Origin of the sequence: Shewanella sp. 10N.286.52.B9 (assembly GCF_002873635.1) — a bacterium.
In the GTDB taxonomy this organism is placed as follows: domain Bacteria; phylum Pseudomonadota; class Gammaproteobacteria; order Enterobacterales; family Shewanellaceae; genus Shewanella.
The window spans coordinates 1-17,319 of sequence record NZ_MCTY01000223.1 but is presented as its reverse complement, the minus strand read 5'-3'; the positions used below and the strand labels follow the sequence as shown (position 1 = coordinate 17,319).

Below are 17,319 nucleotides of genomic sequence, written 5' to 3'. Positions count from 1 at the left end.
CAAAATTAGTTACAGTCTCCCTTCAAGTGATAGCTGCACTTGCAATTACAATAACCTATTTTTTGTCAGTATTTGATGGTACTGCATCCCTATTAAGTACTATGGTTACGGTAGTCTTAGTCGTTCTAAATATTGTGGCTGGTATAACTGCAATCAGAGAAAAGTATAAGTACTATTGGCTTTCAATTCTCAATCAAGCTCTACAAATTCCCAATATTGCAATTGGAACCATTTCTGCTAAATACTCAGGCCTTGGCGGAGCATATGTTTCAATCCATTTAGCACCTCAGGTTTCCCTTGGTGTTGATGCATCATTCAGTCCAGGCTTCGCTCTTTATCAATATACAGCCTCAATGCAATCACAATTCATATCTATAGATATACTGGCAATTATCTTTCTAGGTGCATTGATAACCGTCAGTGAAGGCAAAAGTACTGCTGACACACATGAGCCTCCTGCCGCACAGTAGCCGAGGCTAACTGATTTGACCGCTGCAGCATTCAAATTCAAATCAAGTAAGATTTGTCCCTACAAATAAGTAGGGGCAGAAAAACTAAGCAAATGCCATTAACCCATCACTTATCTAATCCTGTTGCAGTCCCTCTGATACATGTAACGTCTGTTGATTATCAATAATAATCGCTTCATATTCTGGTAGTTGGTTAATTAGCGCCATGCCTTCTTGTAAGCCTTTTACAAATACGGCTGTTGATAGGGCATCAACGTAAGTTGAGTTTTTACCAATGATGGATACGCTGACCACTTTTCTGGCCGAGTCGCCGGTTTTAGGATTAATGATGTGGTGGTAGCGCACGCCATCTTCGATGAAGTAACGCTCGTAATCACCTGATGTTGAAATTGACTCGTTAGCCAGTGGTAATTGCACCGCTGTTTTTTCAGCGGCTCTAGGGTGCTTAATACCGACAAACCATGGGCGGCCGCGTCTGTCACCGAGCAGTCCTGTATCACCACCTGCGCTGACTAAGGCGTGCTTAATACCTGCAGCTTGTAAAATGGCTAAGCATTGCTTAACGGCATGTCCTTTAGCTATTCCGCCTAAATCAATCCGTACATCTTGGTTTTTAAAACGAACACTAGATTGTGATTTGTCTAAGGTTACTGCGCGGTAATCTATAGCTTCGAGGGCTTGGTTTATCTCGGGTTTCGCTGGCTTTTGTCCTTGGCGGTAATCGTATTGATAACCAATTGAGGCGTAAGTGATATCAAATGTACCGTTTGTCAGCTCAGCAATCTTGTATGAATCAAGCAGCAAATCAAACAGTTCTTGATTAATGACAACTGCCTCTTTCCCTGCCAGTTGGTTGATTTTGCTTAATTCGCTGTCTGCTTTATAAGGACTCATTAATCGGTCGATGCGATGCATTTCTTGTTCGACAGCGATGATGAGGTTATCTGCAGTTTGTTTTTCATTTGACTCTGTATTCTTCTCTGCTTCTGAAAGCCAAAATTCAACATGAGCTTGGGTCCCCATGACTTCAAAGCTCTTTTGATGCCACTGCGCAGTGACTTGAGTGGATAAGATTAGGCCAACAAAACACAGTGAGATTAATGAGAAAGGCTTAAACATGGGTAATGACTTATTGTTGAATTATTTTTATAGCCAATAGGGTACTGAGTTATGGGTTATTAATCTAGATTGATTTATGCCAAATAACAGCCAATAAAAAACGCACTCGATTGAGTGCGCTTTTTCGATGTCGGTGCTAAGTCGAAGACCTAACTCAAAGACCTAAGCCAGATACCTTAAGTCAGCGACTAATTCAAATAATTGATTAGTGACGGAACATCGCAGAAATAGACTCTTCATTGCTAACACGACGGATCGCTTCAGCAAGTACTGCTGACATTGTTAGCTGAGTTACCTTTTCAAGTTTAGCGATCTCAGGGCTTAATGGCACAGTATCGGTAACGATAACTTCATCGATAACTGATTCAGCGATATTTTTCGCAGCATTGCCAGAAAATACCGGGTGAGTTGCATAAGCGAATACACGGTTAGCACCATGTTCTTTTAACGCTTCTGCCGCTTTACATAAAGTACCACCAGTATCGATCATGTCATCAACAATAATACAGTCACGGCCTTGAACATCACCAATGATATGCATTACTTGAGCTACGTTCGCTTGTGGGCGACGCTTATCGATAATTGCTAAGTCAGAATCATCAAGTAGTTTAGCTACAGCGCGAGCACGTACTACACCACCAATGTCTGGAGAAACAACAACTGGGTTATCAAGTTGCTTGCCTAACATATCTTCTAGCAGTACTGGGCTACCGAAAACGTTATCAACAGGCACATCAAAGAAACCTTGAATTTGCTCAGCGTGAAGATCGCAAGTTAATACGCGGTCAACCCCAACACTTGATAAGAAGTCTGCAACAACTTTAGCAGTAATAGGTACACGAGCACTACGAACACGACGATCTTGACGAGCGTAACCGAAGTATGGAATTACTGCGGTAATACGACCAGCAGATGCACGGCGAAGCGCATCAACCATAACGATAAGTTCCATTAGGTTGTCGTTGGTCGGTGCACAAGTCGATTGGATGATGAATACATCAGCACCACGTACGTTCTCATTGATTTGAACACTGATTTCACCGTCGCTGAAACGGCCTACTACTGCATCGCCAAGTTTGCAAAATAAACGGTCGGCTATTTTTTTGGCTAGTTTAGGGGTAGCGTTACCAGCAAAGAGCTTGATATCGGGCACTTTATGAACCTCAGGTGTTGGCTTTAAGTTAGTGGCTAAAAATGTGACTTAAGGATGTTGTCATCAATAAGCAAAAAACATTTCTAGAAGGTATTTGTTAATCTTGGTTTAAACGTGTCATCAAAGGTGACAGGTTTAAGCCTTTAGCAACAAAGCCGCTCATGGTCGTTGGCAGGTGTGCCAACGCGTCTAGCGCCGATTGTTGCTGTTCGAATTCACCGAAGACGCATGCGCCAGTTCCGGTCATTCTTGACGGCGCATATTCTACCAGCCAGCTTAAGGCATTGGCAACTTGGGGGTGCTTTTCTGTGACAAGTTTTTGGCAATCATTTGACCAATTTTGCTGCATTAAAGTATCGATTGCTAATTTAGGTGTATCGCGAGTTAAGTCTGGCGCTTGGAAAATTGCTTGGGTTGACACATGGACTTCAGGCACTATGACTAGGTAGTACAACTCTGCTGGTTGCACTGCAATAAGCTGTTCACCAATACCTTCAGCGAAAGCAGCAAAACCATTAATAAAAACAGGGACATCCGCGCCAAGTTCTAGGCCGATTTTTGCTAGGGTTGCATGGGGTAAATCAAGCCCCCACAACTTATTTAATGCCACTAATGTGGTGGCCGCATCAGATGAACCACCACCTAAACCGCCACCCATAGGCAAGTTTTTACGTAACCAAATTTGTGCGCCGCCCTGATAATTGCAATATTCTTGTAAAGATTTTGCGGCCTTTAGAATTAAGTTATCTTTTTCTGCGACAACTTTTGATAATTCTGAATGCAAGCTTATTTGTTTCGACTCAGTCGTCTGAAAATCTAAATAGTCACATTGGTCAATAAACTGAAACAGGGTTTGAAGCTCGTGGTAACCATCGGCTCGTTGGCCGGTAATATGCAAAAATAAATTGAGCTTTGCAGGAGCTGGCCATTCAGTGGAGATTGCCAAATTGTCTTTATTTGTTGTCATGTAAAAGCCATTCAAGTGGTTTTGTCATTTTGAGTCGAAGTGCCTATATAAGTACTTATATAACAGCGCATCATCAATAGCCGATAAACCAATATCGATTAGTTATTGGTTTGTGCTAGATTGGTTGTTAGCGCTTGCCATTGATTTATCTGTATTTTTATTTGTACATCAGCGCGATTGATTTGCAGTAATCTGGGCAGCTTAGCACCGCTTTGTTGCTGATAACTCATAAAGCTTACCAGCCAATCCCCGCCATTATCAGCACTGCTAAAACGTTTGATGCTGCCATCTGGATTATATTCTAGCACTTCATCATCAGGGGCGACTTGACCTGTGATCCAAAGCGGTAATTTATTAATGGGAATGGTCATGCCGCTGACGCGGTAGATTAGCCGCTCAGGGTTGTTGTCTGTGTAAGTTTTATCTTGAATGTCTAAACTGGCTAGGCCATTTTCAGACTTAAGTGACAATACAGTTGTGCCAATCATGGTGGTAAGGGTCAATTCATCGCGATCATATTGGCTGCTTTGATCGTGCAACCAAAATAAGTTGGTGCTAAATTTATCGCTGCTAGAACGAAAAGCCAGTTTACCTTGTAATTCCCATGCTTGGGCGTCACTGGGGTGCTTTACCTGTGTTTCTGCAAGCGTGTGCGGCGGACGAATAGAACAAGCCGTTAACAATAAACAGCTCATTAACAGTAAGTGTTTTAGGTAAGTTGTTAAAATTCGCAAAGGGACTCACTGGGATAAAAAAGCGATAAGGCATGATACTGGGCAATAAGCTGATTGTAAAAATGCTTTTATAAATAAAACTGATTTGATTAATTATTACTCCTATACTAGACAATATTAGCTAATGTAGATATACATAGCCCTGTTTTTCTTGGTGTATTTTGTCAAATGATGGATGATTTTGTTAACAAGATAGAATTATTAGAAAAAAAATAGATAATTATTCCGTTTTGTTAAGCCAATTGTGTTTTTAGTTTTACCAATTAAGTAGAATGACCTAATTAATGATCCTGCGAAGAACTTAAAACGAGTCACATGAGCCTAGTAGCAATCGGAATAAATCATAAAACCGCCACGGTCGATCTTCGAGAGAAAGTCGCCTTTTCACCGGATAAGATTCACGATGCGATGAAGAGTCTAGCTAGTCGAACTAGCTCGGGTGAATCCGTGATCGTGTCAACCTGTAACCGTACAGAACTTTATTGCAACAACGGCACTAAAGAAGACATAATCGAATGGCTAGAGGATTATCACAATCTTAGTCATGATGATCTCATGCCTTGTATTTATAGCTATGAGGATCAGGAATGCGTTAAACACTTAATGCGCGTGTCTTCAGGTCTAGATTCTCTAGTATTAGGTGAGCCACAAATTCTTGGGCAAGTTAAACAAGCCTTTGCGAAAGCTAAAGAGGCAGGCACAACGGCAGTTACTATTGACCGTTTGTTTCAAAACACCTTTTCAGTGGCTAAAAAAGTGCGTACTGAAACCGAAATTGGCGCCGCCGCGGTGTCAGTGGCGTTTGCCGCTGTCAGCATGGCCAAACATATTTTCTCATCACTAAGTACCACCAATGTATTATTGATTGGCGCTGGAGAAACCATTGAATTAGTTGCCAAGCATTTAAAAGACAATGAGGTTGCCGGTATTGTGGTGGCTAACCGAACGGTTGAGCGTGCACAGGCGATGTGTGAAGAGTTTGATGCAACGGCAATTACGCTGCAACAAATACCAGACTATCTACCTAAAGCCGATATCGTGATATCCTCTACCGCCAGTCCATTGCCTATATTAGGTAAGGGCATGGTCGAAAAGGCACTGAAACAACGTCGTCATCAACCCATGCTATTGGTTGATATTGCAGTTCCTCGTGATATAGAAGCAGAAGTTGGCGAATTAGACGATGCTTTCCTTTATACTGTGGACGATTTACACAGCATCATTGAACAGAACATGGCTTCACGTAAAGAAGCCGCCGAGCAGGCAGAAGTAATTGCCGATGAACAATCTCATATCTTTATGGAATGGGTGCGTTCGTTAGAGTCTGTAGACAGTATTCGAGAATACCGAAGCCAAAGTTTGGCAATTAAAGATGAATTAGTAGAGCGCGCCTTGAACAAATTAACTCAAGGTGGTGACAATGAACAAGTGATTTTAGAGCTAGCCAATAGGCTAACCAATCGCTTAATCCATGCACCGACACAAGCGTTAACTTCTGCTAGTCGTCAAGGGGACTTGAATACCTTAGGCCAATTACGTGTCACGCTTGGTTTGGATAAAAATTAAGGTAATAAAGCTAAATGAAAGAGTCGGTTATTCGCAAGCTGGAAGGCTTGCTTGAACGTAATGAAGAAGTATTGGCATTACTGAGTGATGCACAAGTTATTGCGGATCAAGACCGCTTTCGCGGCTTATCAAAAGAATATTCTCAGTTAGAAGATATTGTAAAAAGCTTTAAAGCGTTTCAAGAGGCTCAAGCCGATCTTGAGTCAGCGCAAGAAATGCTTACTGAAGATGACGCAGAAATGCGTGAAATGGCTCAAGAAGAAATTAAAGCAGCCAAAAAAGCCATTGCAGAACTTGAAGATGAATTACAAATCTTATTGCTTCCAAAAGATCCAAATGACGACCGTAATGCCTTCGTAGAAATCCGTGCCGGCGCCGGTGGTGATGAAGCCGCTATATTCGCGGGTGACTTATTCCGCATGTATTCACGTTTTTGTGAGTCGAATAAGTGGCAAATGGAAATCATGAACGCCAACGAAGGTGAGCATGGTGGCTTTAAAGAATTAATCGTTCACGTAACTGGTGAAGGCGTTTACGGTAAATTGAAATTTGAATCTGGCGGACACCGTGTTCAACGTGTACCAGAAACTGAATCCCAAGGTCGTGTACATACCTCAGCCGTTACCGTGGTTGTATTACCAGAAGTGCCAGAAGCAGAGCAGATTTCAATTAATCCAGCAGATTTAAAAGTCGATACCTTCCGCGCATCTGGCGCAGGTGGTCAGCACGTCAACAAAACCGATTCAGCCATTCGTATTACTCACGTACCGTCAGGTATTGTGGTGGAATGTCAGGATCAACGCTCGCAACATAAAAACCGTGCCCAAGCCATGAGTGTGCTTTCAGCGCGCTTACAAGCGGTTGAAGATGAAAAGCGTCGTAGCGAAGAAGAATCAACCCGCCGTAATCTAGTGGCAAGTGGTGACCGTTCTGAACGTATTCGAACTTACAACTTCCCACAAGGTCGTATGAGTGAGCACCGCATTAATTTAACGCTATACCGCTTAAATGAAATCATGGAAGGCGACTTAAACGCTATTATTGAGCCATTAATGCAAGAGGAACAAGCGGACTTGCTTGCTGCATTAGCTGACGACTAAGGAGTAACCTTGTCACAGTCTTCTTTCTCTACCATTGCGGAGTCTTTGCAATGGGCTTACAGTTTATTGGTCGATTCATCTGAATCGGCCAATATCGATGCAGAAGCCTTGCTTCTGCATTGCATCAATAAGCAGCGTAGCTTCATTTATACTTGGCCTGAAAAAGTCCTCACCACAGATCAATTCAAAGCTTATAAAGCCATGGTCGAAAAGCGCCAGCAAGGTGTGCCTGTGGCACATATTATTGGTGAACGTGAATTTTGGTCATTGCCATTTATTGTTAACGCCACCACCTTGATCCCGCGTCCTGATACTGAAATTTTAGTAGAAACAGCGTTAAATTTGCCTGTAGCGGAAACGGCTAAGGTACTGGATTTAGGTACGGGAACAGGCGCGATAGCATTGTCATTGGCATCTGAGCGACCACAATGGCAAGTCACAGCCGTTGATAAAGTCACTGATGCGGTAGAACTTGCTAAAGCCAACCGGCAAAACTTAAATCTCACTCAAGTTGAAATTTTACAATCAGATTGGTTTAGTGCAATTGAAGGCCGGCAATTTCAATTAATTGTCTCAAACCCTCCTTATATTGACGAAGCCGATGAGCATTTAGCCATGGGTGATGTGCGCTTTGAACCATCAAGTGCATTGACCGCAGGTGACGCAGGTTTTGCTGATTTATTTCATATCGCAACCTATGCGCGGGCTTACTTATCTGAAGGTGGCTATTTACTGCTGGAGCACGGCTTTGAACAGGCGCTGGTCGTAAGACAAAAGCTCATTGAACTTGGTTATGACAATGTCGCAACCGTGCGAGACTTTGGCAGTAATGACCGTTGCACCTTAGGTCAATGGAACAAGGTTTAAGCCACTTGCAACCGCCATTTTTTCGTTCGCTAATCATTGGCAGTGATCCATCGCGTTAATTGCCCAGTTAATACTGAGTTAGTTGCTGATTTACTCATGTAGTGACTGGCCTAATGGGGCGATTTTCACAACATTGCTAATAAGCCGCCAGATCGAGTAAACTAGCGGCCATTTTATCGGTAGCTCAAAGAGAAAAACAATAATGGAAACCTTTTACAGTTTATATCCAGCTGTTAAACACACGCACTTAACCTTCATCTTTTTAAGTGTGGTCTTTTTTGTCACTCGCTTTGTACTACACATGCGCAAGTCGCCAATCATGGATAAAAAGTTTGTTAAAGTTGCCCCTCATGTCATTGATACCTTCTTATTGTTATCAGGGCTAATCTTGTGCTTCATGATCAAACAATATCCATTTGTCGATGAGTGGATGACTGAAAAATTAATTGCAGTTTTAGCCTACATTGGATTGGGCGTTATGGCACTTAAAGGTAACCGTAACAATTTATTCAAAATCTTCGCCTTTTTAGGTGCTATCGGATGGCTCGTATTAGCTGCCAGGCTGGCTCATTTTAAACAAGTTGTATTAATGGGTTAATAGAGTTTAATGGCAAAACATCAAATGAAAGATGCAGTTAAGATCCCTGAAACTGCATTTGAAATAACACAACATCTTGGCTTTTCTCAAGAGAAGAAAGCGCTTTGGGCTTGGTATGAAATTGCCGGCTCAGTGATGAGCTTATATGTCGAAGATCAGCAACAGCGCTTTGAAGGTTTATTGCACTGGTTTTATGATGATTTAGGCTTTTGTGTGCGTGATGATTACTTTAGTGTTGATGCTGCCGATCTTGGTCGCTGCATTATGACCCGTCAAGGTAACAGCACCACCTTAGCCACGGTATTAATTTTACTGGCTAAGCAGCTTGATATTAGCTTAGAAGCGGTATTATTACCGGGGCACACCGTAGTGAGAAGCCATATAAATGATAATGTCATTTATATCGATCCGCTAACGGGGCAGCAATTAAGCCGCCACCAATTGCATATACTGGTGCGTGGTGAGTTAGGTAATTCGGCCATGCTTAAGCCTAAGTACTTAAAAACAGCCAGCCTAAAACGCTTAATAACTCGTATGTTACATGAGCTAAAAGCGGGTTGCATCGTAACCCAGAAATTTGAACAAGCGATGGAATGCTGCAATTTATTGCTGCAGTGGCATCCTGATGATGTGAGCTTAAATCGAGAGCGCGCTTTTATTGCCCAGCAACTGGGGTGCATTAAAGTGGCCATTTCAGATTTACAGCACTTTATCGACAGCAGTCCACACGACCCGGTGACGGAAATTGTCAAAATCCAGCTGAAAGAGTTAAGTCAACAACCACAGACTTATCACTAAGCGGTTAATATAATATTCAAATTCAGGCTCATTTATGAGCCTGAATTGTTTATCGCAAAGCAGTTAATCTGTCAGTAACTTCGCCAATTTAAAATAATAAGTACTTTAAAGTACATTCATAACAATAATAAATTCACTATGAAATGCATTTGCAAGGGAGCTTTTTCATGACCACCACACCCATGGTAACCAATGACGCAACAGCACTGGGATTACTTGCCGTCATTCTCGGCTTTGTTTTCTATACCAGTTCGTCAGCACACCCATTTTGGCAAAAATTCTATAAGTTTATCCCAGCCTTATTGCTGTGTTACTTCTTACCATCACTACTGAATACCTTTGGTATCGTCGATGGTGACACCTCAAAATTATATTATGTTGCCTCGCGTTACTTATTACCTGCTTGTTTGGTGTTATTGATTTTAAGTGTCGATTTAAAAGCGATTTTAAGTTTAGGCCCTAAAGCCATTGTGATGTTTTTAACCGGCACCGTGGGCATTGTGATTGGCGGTCCCATTGCGTTATTGGTTATCTCAGCCATTAACCCTGACGTATTAGGCGGCAATGGCCCTGATGCAGTATGGCGCGGAATGACCACTCTTGCGGGCAGTTGGATTGGCGGCGGCGCTAACCAAGCCTCAATGAAAGAAATTTATGAAGTGGGCGGCGATATCTTTTCCGTGATGGTGACTGTAGATGTAATTGTCGCTAACCTGTGGATGGCAGTATTACTGCTGATGGCATCTCGTGCTAAAGAGATTGATGCTAAAACAGGCGCAGACACCACCGCCCTTGAAGCCCTTAAAGCCAAAGTTGAAAAGTACCATGCAGAAAATGCCCGTATACCTTCACTGCGTGACTTAATGCTGATTGTGGCCATAGGTTTTGGTGTTACCGGGTTAGCGCATTTTGCGGCAGACTTTTTAGGACCATTTTTTGAAGTTAATTACCCTTGGACTCAAGACTACAGCTTAACCTCCAAGTTCTTCTGGCTGGTTGTTATCGCCACTACTATTGGTTTAGCTTTATCCTTTAGTCCAGTAAAGCAGATAGAAGCTGCGGGCGCCTCGAAAGTGGCATCGGCATTTTTATATATCCTTGTTGCGACCATTGGTTTGCATATGGATGTATCCAAACTCGCTGATGAGCAAAACCTGTGGTATTTCGCCATTGGTATTATTTGGATGCTGGTACACGCAAGCTTTATGCTTATCGTGGCTAAAATTATTAAAGCGCCGCTGTTTTATATGGCGGTGGGCAGTCAGGCTAACGTTGGCGGCGCAGCGTCAGCCCCTGTGGTTGCAGCAGCGTTTCATCCAGCACTTGCGCCAGTTGGCGTATTGTTGGCGGTATTGGGCTATGCTGTAGGCACATATATGGCTTGGATGTGTGGCCAGTTACTGCAGATACTTGCGGTATAACATTATTTTTTAATGGGGTTAGCAGCGGCTAATCCCATGGTATTGATTAAAGAGAAATGACTATGGATCATAAAATCATTGGTTTAAATGAGCTAGAAATTGCGAATGATAAACCGTTTGTTTTATTTGGTGGCATGAATGTGCTTGAGTCTCGCGATCTAGCAATGAAAATTGCAGAGCATTACGTAGAAGTAACCCAAAAACTGGGTATTCCTTACGTATTTAAAGCGTCATTTGATAAAGCAAATCGCTCATCTGTGAACTCATATCGTGGTCCAGGTATGGAAGAAGGCTTAAAGATTTTCGAAGAGATTAAGTCGACCTTTAATGTACCCATTATCACCGATGTGCATGAAATTCATCAATGCCAGCCAGTGGCTGATGTGGTTGATATTATTCAGTTGCCAGCATTTTTAGCCCGTCAAACGGACCTAGTGGTTGCTATGGCAGCAACGGGTTCAATCATTAACGTGAAAAAGCCGCAATTCTTAGCGCCCCATGAAATGCGTCATATCATTAAGAAGTTTAATGAAGCCGGTAATGACAACATTATTCTGTGTGAACGTGGTTCAAGCTTTGGCTATAACAACCTAGTAGTGGATATGCTGGGTATGGATGAAATGAAGCAGTCTGGTTACCCAGTCATCTTTGATGCAACTCATGCACTGCAGCGCCCAGGTGGTCGTACTGATAGTGCAGGCGGACGCCGCGCTCAAGCAACTGAGCTTGCACGTAGCGGTATGGCATTAGGTTTAGCGGGGTTGTTCATTGAAGCGCATCCAGATCCTGATAATGCTAAGTGCGATGGCCCATGTGCATTGCCGCTTAACCAGCTTGAAAACTACTTAACTCAAATGAAAGCGGTAGATGATTTGGTCAAGTCGTTTGAACCAATTGATACCAGTAAGTAGATAAGAGATTTTTTAAAAGCCCTGAACTTATGATTAAGTTCAGGGCTTTTTTTTGCTTGAACTTAACGTTGTTTGGATAGGTTAAGAAATCGTTTTGATACTCTAGTTGGTAATAAGATCAAGGTCGTGGTGCTTCGCCCACACCAGACCAAAAGGGTATCAACAGCAATACTCTCTTGGAACACCCAGCTGCCCCAACGAAAAATGCTGAAAAGTGTCTGCCATTATTAAAATCATTACCCTCCCCAGCAGCTGCATAAAATGCGGTAGCTGTGACTGGCCCGATACCTGGAATACTTTCTAAACGCCAACAAACTTGACTACTTTTTGCCTCTTGTTGTACCTGCTTATCACAAGATTTAATCTTTTCCTCAATACCAATTTGTGGTTAGCTTTGGTATCGACATTTAAGCGGTTAAAAATGGCTTAATCAAAGACAGTTATTTATGGATTTTTTGTGCCCGCAATTGGGGCAAGGCAATAATGACTCACCAACTGACTTATCAATACTCCTAGTACCGCCCCTGCCAGTAAGTCACCTAAGTAATGGTAGTTTTGCCCTAATTGACCGATAAAAACGCTTACCATGGCTGTTAACCACAACCAGTAAAGCTTTGGGCTGTATTGCCAAAATAAACTGGCGAAGGCAAAGGTAAATAGCGCATGCCCTGAAGGAAACGAATGATAGCTTTGCGACAATGAAAATGGCGCAAATATCTCCACGCCATGCTCAATCCAAGAGGGGTTATTATTAACCCAAGTTTCTGGCCAGGTGCGGCCGCTGATAATTTTAGCCCCAAAACGGACCACTGTGGCGCTAATAGCGACCAAGACAATGGGCTTAACTAAATGACTGAATGCGTTATTACGACCTAATAAGCCAATTAAAACAAGCACGCCTGCCAATACTTCTAAGGCTAATGGAGTATTTGCCAGTAGTTTAAATACTGAGGTTAATCCAAAGTCGCTTTGCTTACTATCATGTAAAAGCTGTGCCAAAGGTCGATCAATGTAGCTTACGCTTACCAGTATGGCGATAACGGCAACAAGGTAGAATAAACCGACTCGAGCACTAAACGGCAGGGCTTGAGGCTGTAATAAGGCTTTGGGGTGCAATAACATAAGTTATGCGGCTTGTTTTTTCATAGCTATGGTTTTCATCTATTGGGTTTATAGCGCACTTTCTAGCGCGGTTATTTCAGTTAGCATGCTTTGATTTATCGCAGCTGTTAAACCGTGATGGGCTGCGCGGGCGACCACGTAACCGTTAATTTGCAGTATCTCGGTTTTGCGATTGTGATGAATATCTTGATGCATAGACGAAAAGTTGTTGGCTGTGAGTTTAATTACCTGATTGATGATGGCAACAGAATCAAGCAGCGAAAGGTTAACCCCATCAGCTTTGGCGACCATGATGCACTCTTGCGTTATCGCCTCGATTTGCTGCTGAAATTGCGGCTGGGCCAATTCACCATTAGCACATTGGGCTAATGCCGTCAGTGGGTTAATGGCGCAATTAACCAGCAGCTTTTGCCACAAACTAGTGACGATATCATCGACTACCGACATATCTTCAACAGCAGCCAGTAATTGGTTTTGTATTGCTAAAGGCATTACTGGGCCAGATAAATGGCCAATAATGCTTTTACCTTTACCCGTATGGCGCACCTGCATCGGCGCCAGTTTTAACGCCGCTTGAGATGTCGTGCCTAAAGATAACCCCAGTTTAAGTTGAGGGTGTTGCTTTAGAAGGGCTAACACCTCTAAATGTGGCCCCATACCATTGTGTAGCAGCAGAGTATGACAACTCTGTGGAATAAGCGCCAATATAGAAGCAATAGCATCAGTCACTTGATAAGCCTTTACGCAGACAATGACTAATTTAATATTGGCTAACGCAGCCTTGTTAAGCTGATTTATGTTCGCTTGGATACAGGGCTGATGCAAACTGTCACCGTTAAGAGTTTCAAGAGTGATTGTAGAGCAATCATCATGGCTTGTAGCGCCTACAGAGCGACTGCGTGTGAGTAGTAATGGCTGCTTGATTGCTGCTAACTGGCAGTACAGCAAGCTGCCAATAGCGCCAGCCCCAATAATCGCAATATCAGTCTGGTACACATGATTATCGTTAACATGATTGTCGTTAACATGGTTGTCGTTAACATCAAAAACTGGCTTTTGGGTAGTGTTAAGGATATTGCGGTCGCTGTTAGTGCGCTGTGGCATGTGGTTTCTCTTGAGTGCTATAGGGCAGATTTGAGCGGTCCCTTTTTGAATAACTTTGCAGCTTGATATTTTCTAAACACAAATAGCAATAAGTAAAATAATACCACCCCAATTAAATCTGCAACTACATCAGCAATAGAGGCGCTACGATAGGGGATCTGCGATTGTATCAGTTCAATTAATACCGCATAGGCAGTCATTATCAGCCCCATCCAGTACCATTTAGGCTTGAAGGCAAAATAAGCTAAAAACGTTAAGCCCAAAAAACTGACGGTATGGCCGACTTTATCCATATTAGAAAACGTCATTGGATAGTTAGGTTTAGAGAAAACTAAGTAACTGATGATGATGACAGCGAAAGCAAAAGCGGCGCTAAAAAACAATTTCATTTTCATGCTGTACATATCTTAGCTGGATGCAATGTCGTTTGAGTAAATCAATAATAAAAAAAGCAGCGTTCAAAGTCATTAAATTCCAACTATTAATTGTTTTCTCTTTAGTCTAGGCTTTGCCTACAGGCTTAGAGTGTTAAAATAACCCTAAATAATTTATTGGAGAATGACTATGCCATCTATGGATGTCGTATCAGAAGTTGACGAAGTTGAATTACGTAATGCCGTTGAAAACTCTCGCCGTGAATTGGCGGGACGATTTGATTTTCGCGGTAAAGATGCTGAAATCGAATACAAAGATCATGTGGTGACTTTAAAAGCCGAAGATGATTTCCAATGTCAGCAGTTGGTGGATATTTTACGCATTCAGCTTAGTAAGCGTAATGTTGACCCATCAGCCATGGATGTGGATGACAAGACGGTACATAGCGGTAAAACCTTCAGTCTAAAAGTGAAGTTTAAAGAAGGCATTGAAACACTTATCGCCAAAAAATTAGTCAAAGCGATTAAAGATAGCAAGCTTAAAGTGCAAGCCGCGATTCAAGGTGACTCGGTTCGAGTGACAGGTAAAAAGCGTGATGATTTACAAGCGGTCATGCGTTTAACTAAAGAAGCTGACTTAGGCCAGCCGTTCCAATTTAATAACTTTAGAGATTAAATTTCTGAAGCGTAAAATGCTGCTGCATTAAGTTGTGCTGCGGATAAGCCTCTTAATATAAAAAAGCCCAATGTAATTGGGCTTTTTTTATGCTGAATATCTTGTGATGAATTAAATAGATTAGTTTTTATCGGCCTCAGCTGACAGTATAGGCTCATCAGTTTGTTGATGTTTAACCGAGCTATAGCGTTGTAATAAACTAATTAAAATCAATACCGGAAAGCCAATTAAACTGGCGGCGATAAAGAAATTTACATAGCCAAAGGCATCAACATAAACCCCAGAAAACCCAGCGATAAACTTAGGGAATAGCAACATGATAGAGGAGAGTAGGGCATATTGAGTTGCGCTGTAACCGCTACTAGTTAGGCTTGATAAGTACGCAATAAATGCCGCAGTAGCAATACCAGCGCTGAAGTTATCCACTGAAATAGCAAAGGTCAAAAATGGCATGTTGTAGCCAATGTAAGCTTGCCAAGCAAATAACAGGTTAGTAATGGCCACTAATAATGCACCTAAGAAAAGGATCTTCATGGTGCCATAACGCACTAATAATACCCCGCCAAATGCTGCGCCAACTAAGGTCATGATTAAACCATAGACTTTACTAACAAAAGCAATTTCCTCTTTACTAAAGCCCATGTCGACATAGAACACATTGGCCATAATTCCCATAACAATGTCTGAGATGCGGTAGCAAGATATAAGTAATAAAATCAGTATCGCGGTTTTACCATATCGCTTAAAAAAGTCGATAAAGGGCAATACGCTGGCGCTATACAACCAAGCCAATGGCGCTGCAAGTTTAGGCGGATACTTTTGTGCAAAGCGTTGTTTAAGTTGTAACTCTTGTTCATCAGCGCTTTTGGTGTCAACTTCAGGCTCTTTACTGCAAAGAGTGGTAATAATACCCACTGACATTAATAACGCCATCACAAAGTAAGCGGTTTGCCATGATTCAAGATTGTAGCCATCATTGCCAGGGTCAACCCAAGCGGCAATGGTTAACGCCCCTGCTGTGGCGACAATCATTGCGCCGCGATAACCTACTTGATATGCCGCAGCTAAGGCTGCTTGCATTTTTTCTGGAGCAGATTCAATACGAAATGCATCAATGACAATGTCTTGGGTGGCTGAGGCTAAGGCGAGTAAGAAAGCGCAAATGGCAAGCCGCTCTAAATCCACTAAGGGATCGCTAAATGACATGCCGGCAATGGCGCCCACCAGACATAACTGCGCAAATAGCATCCAGCCACGGCGACGCCCCAAAAAGCGGGTAAAAATGGGCAGAGACATACGATCAACCAGTGGCGACCAGGCCCATTTAAAGGCGTAGGTGAGTGCTATCCAACTGAAATAACCAATGGCGGCGCGATCAACGCCAGCTTCTCTTAACCAAAAGCTTAAGGTTGAAAATACTAACATTAACGGCAGGCCAGCCGAGAACCCGAGTAACAATAAAATAACCACGCGCTTATGATAATAAACTGACAGCGCTTCTCGAGTTCGACTAAATAATTCTGACATAAGACAACAGATAAGAGGAGAATGGCTCTAGCTTAAGCGGGCTCGCTAGATGGTTCAAGTTATTATCAAGTTATTAATAGTACAGCAATTTGAGCTTGGTCAATAAACAAGGGTATTTGTAATACTCAGGTTTGTTAAACCATGAGTTTAAGCTCAACGCTGCTATGAGTGAGCATTGGTTATATTGATGATTCAAATAATAAAAAAGTAATTAGCATAGCGCTTATAACAAGCTGTGTTGTAACTAAAAAGACCCACTAAATAGTGGGTCTAATGCCAACACAACCTTGAGGCACTTCACCACCGCTATTAATGTAATCACAGCAATCGTGAACTTGTTGACGTAAATATTGATTACCGCGGATAACCATTGCTGGCCATTCATGAAAACAGTGCAATAAATGCCAAAATACTTTTTCAGTATCAGTTGGAGTCATAGTTTCAGGAGGGTTATCTAAGTCGACGGCTTGCCACTCTTCCAATACATCCCACATGTAGAGCTTGATTTCATGGTGATCTAGTTGGTTATCTAAGAAGGCTTTTCCATAATACGCCAGTTGAGGGGCTTTGGTTTCTATAAAATCATTGGGCGTCATCGTCTTTGGCGTTGTTATCTTAATTGGCATGAGAAGCGTCCTTATAATTCCATTTATTGACCAATAAGGTTTGTTACAAGATAGACTAAAGTATAGTTGGTTATCTTGAACATTCACTCGGATTTACAAAGTAAAATGAAATTCAGTATTTATGACTAGATAATCATCGCTAGGCATTGTAAAAAACTACAAAAAAGCGGCGTTAAATGTATATTT

At 42.2% G+C, this 17,319-nt stretch carries 18 protein-coding genes and 1 pseudogene; 9 read left to right on the top strand and 10 right to left on the bottom strand.

Going from position 1 to position 17,319, the window contains the following annotated elements:
* Positions 1–470: hypothetical protein (locus BCU91_RS20310; protein WP_157936301.1), on the top strand; the 470-nt coding region annotated here is incomplete at its 5' end.
* Between the two features lie 114 nt (positions 471–584).
* Here the strand turns inward: BCU91_RS20310 and BCU91_RS18995 are convergent.
* The 4 genes from BCU91_RS18995 to lolB form a co-directional block, all read right to left on the bottom strand.
* On the bottom strand, positions 585–1,589 hold the full coding sequence (locus tag BCU91_RS18995; RefSeq protein WP_102532154.1) for an FAD:protein FMN transferase: 1,005 nt from the start codon (positions 1,587–1,589) through the stop codon (positions 585–587).
* Between the two features lie 205 nt (positions 1,590–1,794).
* Positions 1,795–2,742 carry a ribose-phosphate pyrophosphokinase gene (locus BCU91_RS18990; protein WP_076543115.1) on the bottom strand — a complete coding sequence of 316 codons (948 nt, stop codon included), beginning with the start codon at positions 2,740–2,742 and terminating at the stop codon, positions 1,795–1,797.
* 97 nt (positions 2,743–2,839) lie between these two features.
* Positions 2,840–3,709 carry a 4-(cytidine 5'-diphospho)-2-C-methyl-D-erythritol kinase gene (gene ispE, locus BCU91_RS18985; RefSeq protein ID WP_102475583.1) on the bottom strand — a complete coding sequence of 290 codons (870 nt, stop codon included), beginning with the start codon at positions 3,707–3,709 and terminating at the stop codon, positions 2,840–2,842.
* 98 nt (positions 3,710–3,807) lie between these two features.
* The gene (gene lolB / locus BCU91_RS18980) at positions 3,808–4,443 is read right to left on the bottom strand and encodes a lipoprotein insertase outer membrane protein LolB (protein ID WP_241904122.1); all 636 of its coding nucleotides are present in this window, start codon (positions 4,441–4,443) and stop codon (positions 3,808–3,810) included.
* A 315-nt stretch (positions 4,444–4,758) separates the two neighbouring features.
* Here lolB and hemA point away from each other — a divergent pair, with 315 nt between their 5' ends.
* The 7 genes from hemA (at position 4,759) to kdsA (ending at position 11,704) form a co-directional block, all read left to right on the top strand.
* Positions 4,759–6,009: a glutamyl-tRNA reductase gene (gene hemA / locus BCU91_RS18975; protein ID WP_102438932.1), complete on the top strand. Its 1,251-nt coding sequence runs from the start codon at positions 4,759–4,761 to the stop codon at positions 6,007–6,009.
* 14 nt (positions 6,010–6,023) lie between these two features.
* On the top strand, positions 6,024–7,109 hold the full coding sequence (prfA, locus tag BCU91_RS18970) for a peptide chain release factor 1 (RefSeq protein ID WP_076543119.1): 1,086 nt from the start codon (positions 6,024–6,026) through the stop codon (positions 7,107–7,109).
* Positions 7,110–7,118: 9 nt separating this feature from the next.
* The gene (prmC, locus tag BCU91_RS18965) at positions 7,119–7,976 is read left to right on the top strand and encodes a peptide chain release factor N(5)-glutamine methyltransferase (RefSeq protein WP_102438929.1); all 858 of its coding nucleotides are present in this window, start codon (positions 7,119–7,121) and stop codon (positions 7,974–7,976) included.
* A gap of 202 nt (positions 7,977–8,178) precedes the next feature.
* On the top strand, positions 8,179–8,574 hold the full coding sequence (locus tag BCU91_RS18960; RefSeq protein ID WP_076543121.1) for a SirB2 family protein: 396 nt from the start codon (positions 8,179–8,181) through the stop codon (positions 8,572–8,574).
* Positions 8,575–8,583: 9 nt separating this feature from the next.
* A complete protein-coding gene (locus BCU91_RS18955; RefSeq protein ID WP_102438925.1) occupies positions 8,584–9,372 on the top strand; it encodes a tetratricopeptide repeat protein in 789 nt (262 codons plus the stop codon).
* 167 nt (positions 9,373–9,539) lie between these two features.
* Positions 9,540–10,793, top strand: coding sequence for a DUF819 family protein (locus tag BCU91_RS18950; RefSeq protein WP_102532152.1), 1,254 nt, complete (start codon positions 9,540–9,542; stop codon positions 10,791–10,793).
* A 62-nt stretch (positions 10,794–10,855) separates the two neighbouring features.
* Positions 10,856–11,704, top strand: coding sequence for a 3-deoxy-8-phosphooctulonate synthase (gene kdsA, locus BCU91_RS18945; protein ID WP_102438923.1), 849 nt, complete (start codon positions 10,856–10,858; stop codon positions 11,702–11,704).
* 202 nt (positions 11,705–11,906) lie between these two features.
* Here the strand turns inward: kdsA and BCU91_RS18940 are convergent.
* The 4 genes and pseudogenes from BCU91_RS18940 to BCU91_RS18925 all read right to left on the bottom strand — a co-directional run.
* Positions 11,907–12,080: pseudogene (locus BCU91_RS18940) on the bottom strand (transposase); the annotation flags it as partial.
* 68 nt (positions 12,081–12,148) lie between these two features.
* Positions 12,149–12,826, bottom strand: a complete 678-nt coding sequence (locus BCU91_RS18935) for a phosphatase PAP2 family protein (protein WP_102475591.1) — start codon at positions 12,824–12,826, stop codon at positions 12,149–12,151.
* A 48-nt stretch (positions 12,827–12,874) separates the two neighbouring features.
* On the bottom strand, positions 12,875–13,930 hold the full coding sequence (locus tag BCU91_RS18930) for a 2-dehydropantoate 2-reductase (protein WP_102532151.1): 1,056 nt from the start codon (positions 13,928–13,930) through the stop codon (positions 12,875–12,877).
* Positions 13,931–13,947: 17 nt separating this feature from the next.
* The gene (locus BCU91_RS18925) at positions 13,948–14,325 is read right to left on the bottom strand and encodes a VanZ family protein (protein WP_102438911.1); all 378 of its coding nucleotides are present in this window, start codon (positions 14,323–14,325) and stop codon (positions 13,948–13,950) included.
* A gap of 169 nt (positions 14,326–14,494) precedes the next feature.
* Between BCU91_RS18925 and BCU91_RS18920 the strand changes: the two genes are divergently transcribed.
* On the top strand, positions 14,495–14,980 hold the full coding sequence (locus BCU91_RS18920; RefSeq protein ID WP_102438909.1) for a YajQ family cyclic di-GMP-binding protein: 486 nt from the start codon (positions 14,495–14,497) through the stop codon (positions 14,978–14,980).
* A 120-nt stretch (positions 14,981–15,100) separates the two neighbouring features.
* Here the strand turns inward: BCU91_RS18920 and BCU91_RS18915 are convergent, their stop codons facing one another.
* Positions 15,101–16,507 carry an MFS transporter gene (locus BCU91_RS18915; RefSeq protein WP_102532150.1) on the bottom strand — a complete coding sequence of 469 codons (1,407 nt, stop codon included), beginning with the start codon at positions 16,505–16,507 and terminating at the stop codon, positions 15,101–15,103.
* A gap of 257 nt (positions 16,508–16,764) precedes the next feature.
* A complete protein-coding gene (locus tag BCU91_RS18910; protein ID WP_102475590.1) occupies positions 16,765–17,103 on the bottom strand; it encodes a hypothetical protein in 339 nt (112 codons plus the stop codon).
* Between the last annotated feature and the right edge of the window lie 216 nt (positions 17,104–17,319).

What these genes read in the sequence shown, in the direction of transcription:
- BCU91_RS18995 (WP_102532154.1), bottom strand. Translation starts at nt 1,589, where the DNA reads ATGTTTAAGCCTTTCTCATTAATCTCACTGTGTTTTGTTGGCCTAATC.
- ispE (WP_102475583.1), bottom strand. Translation starts at nt 3,709, where the DNA reads ATGACAACAAATAAAGACAATTTGGCAATCTCCACTGAATGGCCAGCT.
- hemA (WP_102438932.1), top strand. Translation starts at nt 4,759, where the DNA reads ATGAGCCTAGTAGCAATCGGAATAAATCATAAAACCGCCACGGTCGAT.
- prfA (WP_076543119.1), top strand. Translation starts at nt 6,024, where the DNA reads ATGAAAGAGTCGGTTATTCGCAAGCTGGAAGGCTTGCTTGAACGTAAT.
- BCU91_RS18960 (WP_076543121.1), top strand. Translation starts at nt 8,179, where the DNA reads ATGGAAACCTTTTACAGTTTATATCCAGCTGTTAAACACACGCACTTA.
- BCU91_RS18955 (WP_102438925.1), top strand. Translation starts at nt 8,584, where the DNA reads ATGGCAAAACATCAAATGAAAGATGCAGTTAAGATCCCTGAAACTGCA.
- BCU91_RS18950 (WP_102532152.1), top strand. Translation starts at nt 9,540, where the DNA reads ATGACCACCACACCCATGGTAACCAATGACGCAACAGCACTGGGATTA.
- kdsA (WP_102438923.1), top strand. Translation starts at nt 10,856, where the DNA reads ATGGATCATAAAATCATTGGTTTAAATGAGCTAGAAATTGCGAATGAT.
- BCU91_RS18935 (WP_102475591.1), bottom strand. Translation starts at nt 12,826, where the DNA reads ATGTTATTGCACCCCAAAGCCTTATTACAGCCTCAAGCCCTGCCGTTT.
- BCU91_RS18930 (WP_102532151.1), bottom strand. Translation starts at nt 13,930, where the DNA reads ATGCCACAGCGCACTAACAGCGACCGCAATATCCTTAACACTACCCAA.
- BCU91_RS18925 (WP_102438911.1), bottom strand. Translation starts at nt 14,325, where the DNA reads ATGAAAATGAAATTGTTTTTTAGCGCCGCTTTTGCTTTCGCTGTCATC.
- BCU91_RS18920 (WP_102438909.1), top strand. Translation starts at nt 14,495, where the DNA reads ATGCCATCTATGGATGTCGTATCAGAAGTTGACGAAGTTGAATTACGT.
- BCU91_RS18915 (WP_102532150.1), bottom strand. Translation starts at nt 16,507, where the DNA reads ATGTCAGAATTATTTAGTCGAACTCGAGAAGCGCTGTCAGTTTATTAT.
- BCU91_RS18910 (WP_102475590.1), bottom strand. Translation starts at nt 17,103, where the DNA reads ATGACGCCCAATGATTTTATAGAAACCAAAGCCCCTCAACTGGCGTAT.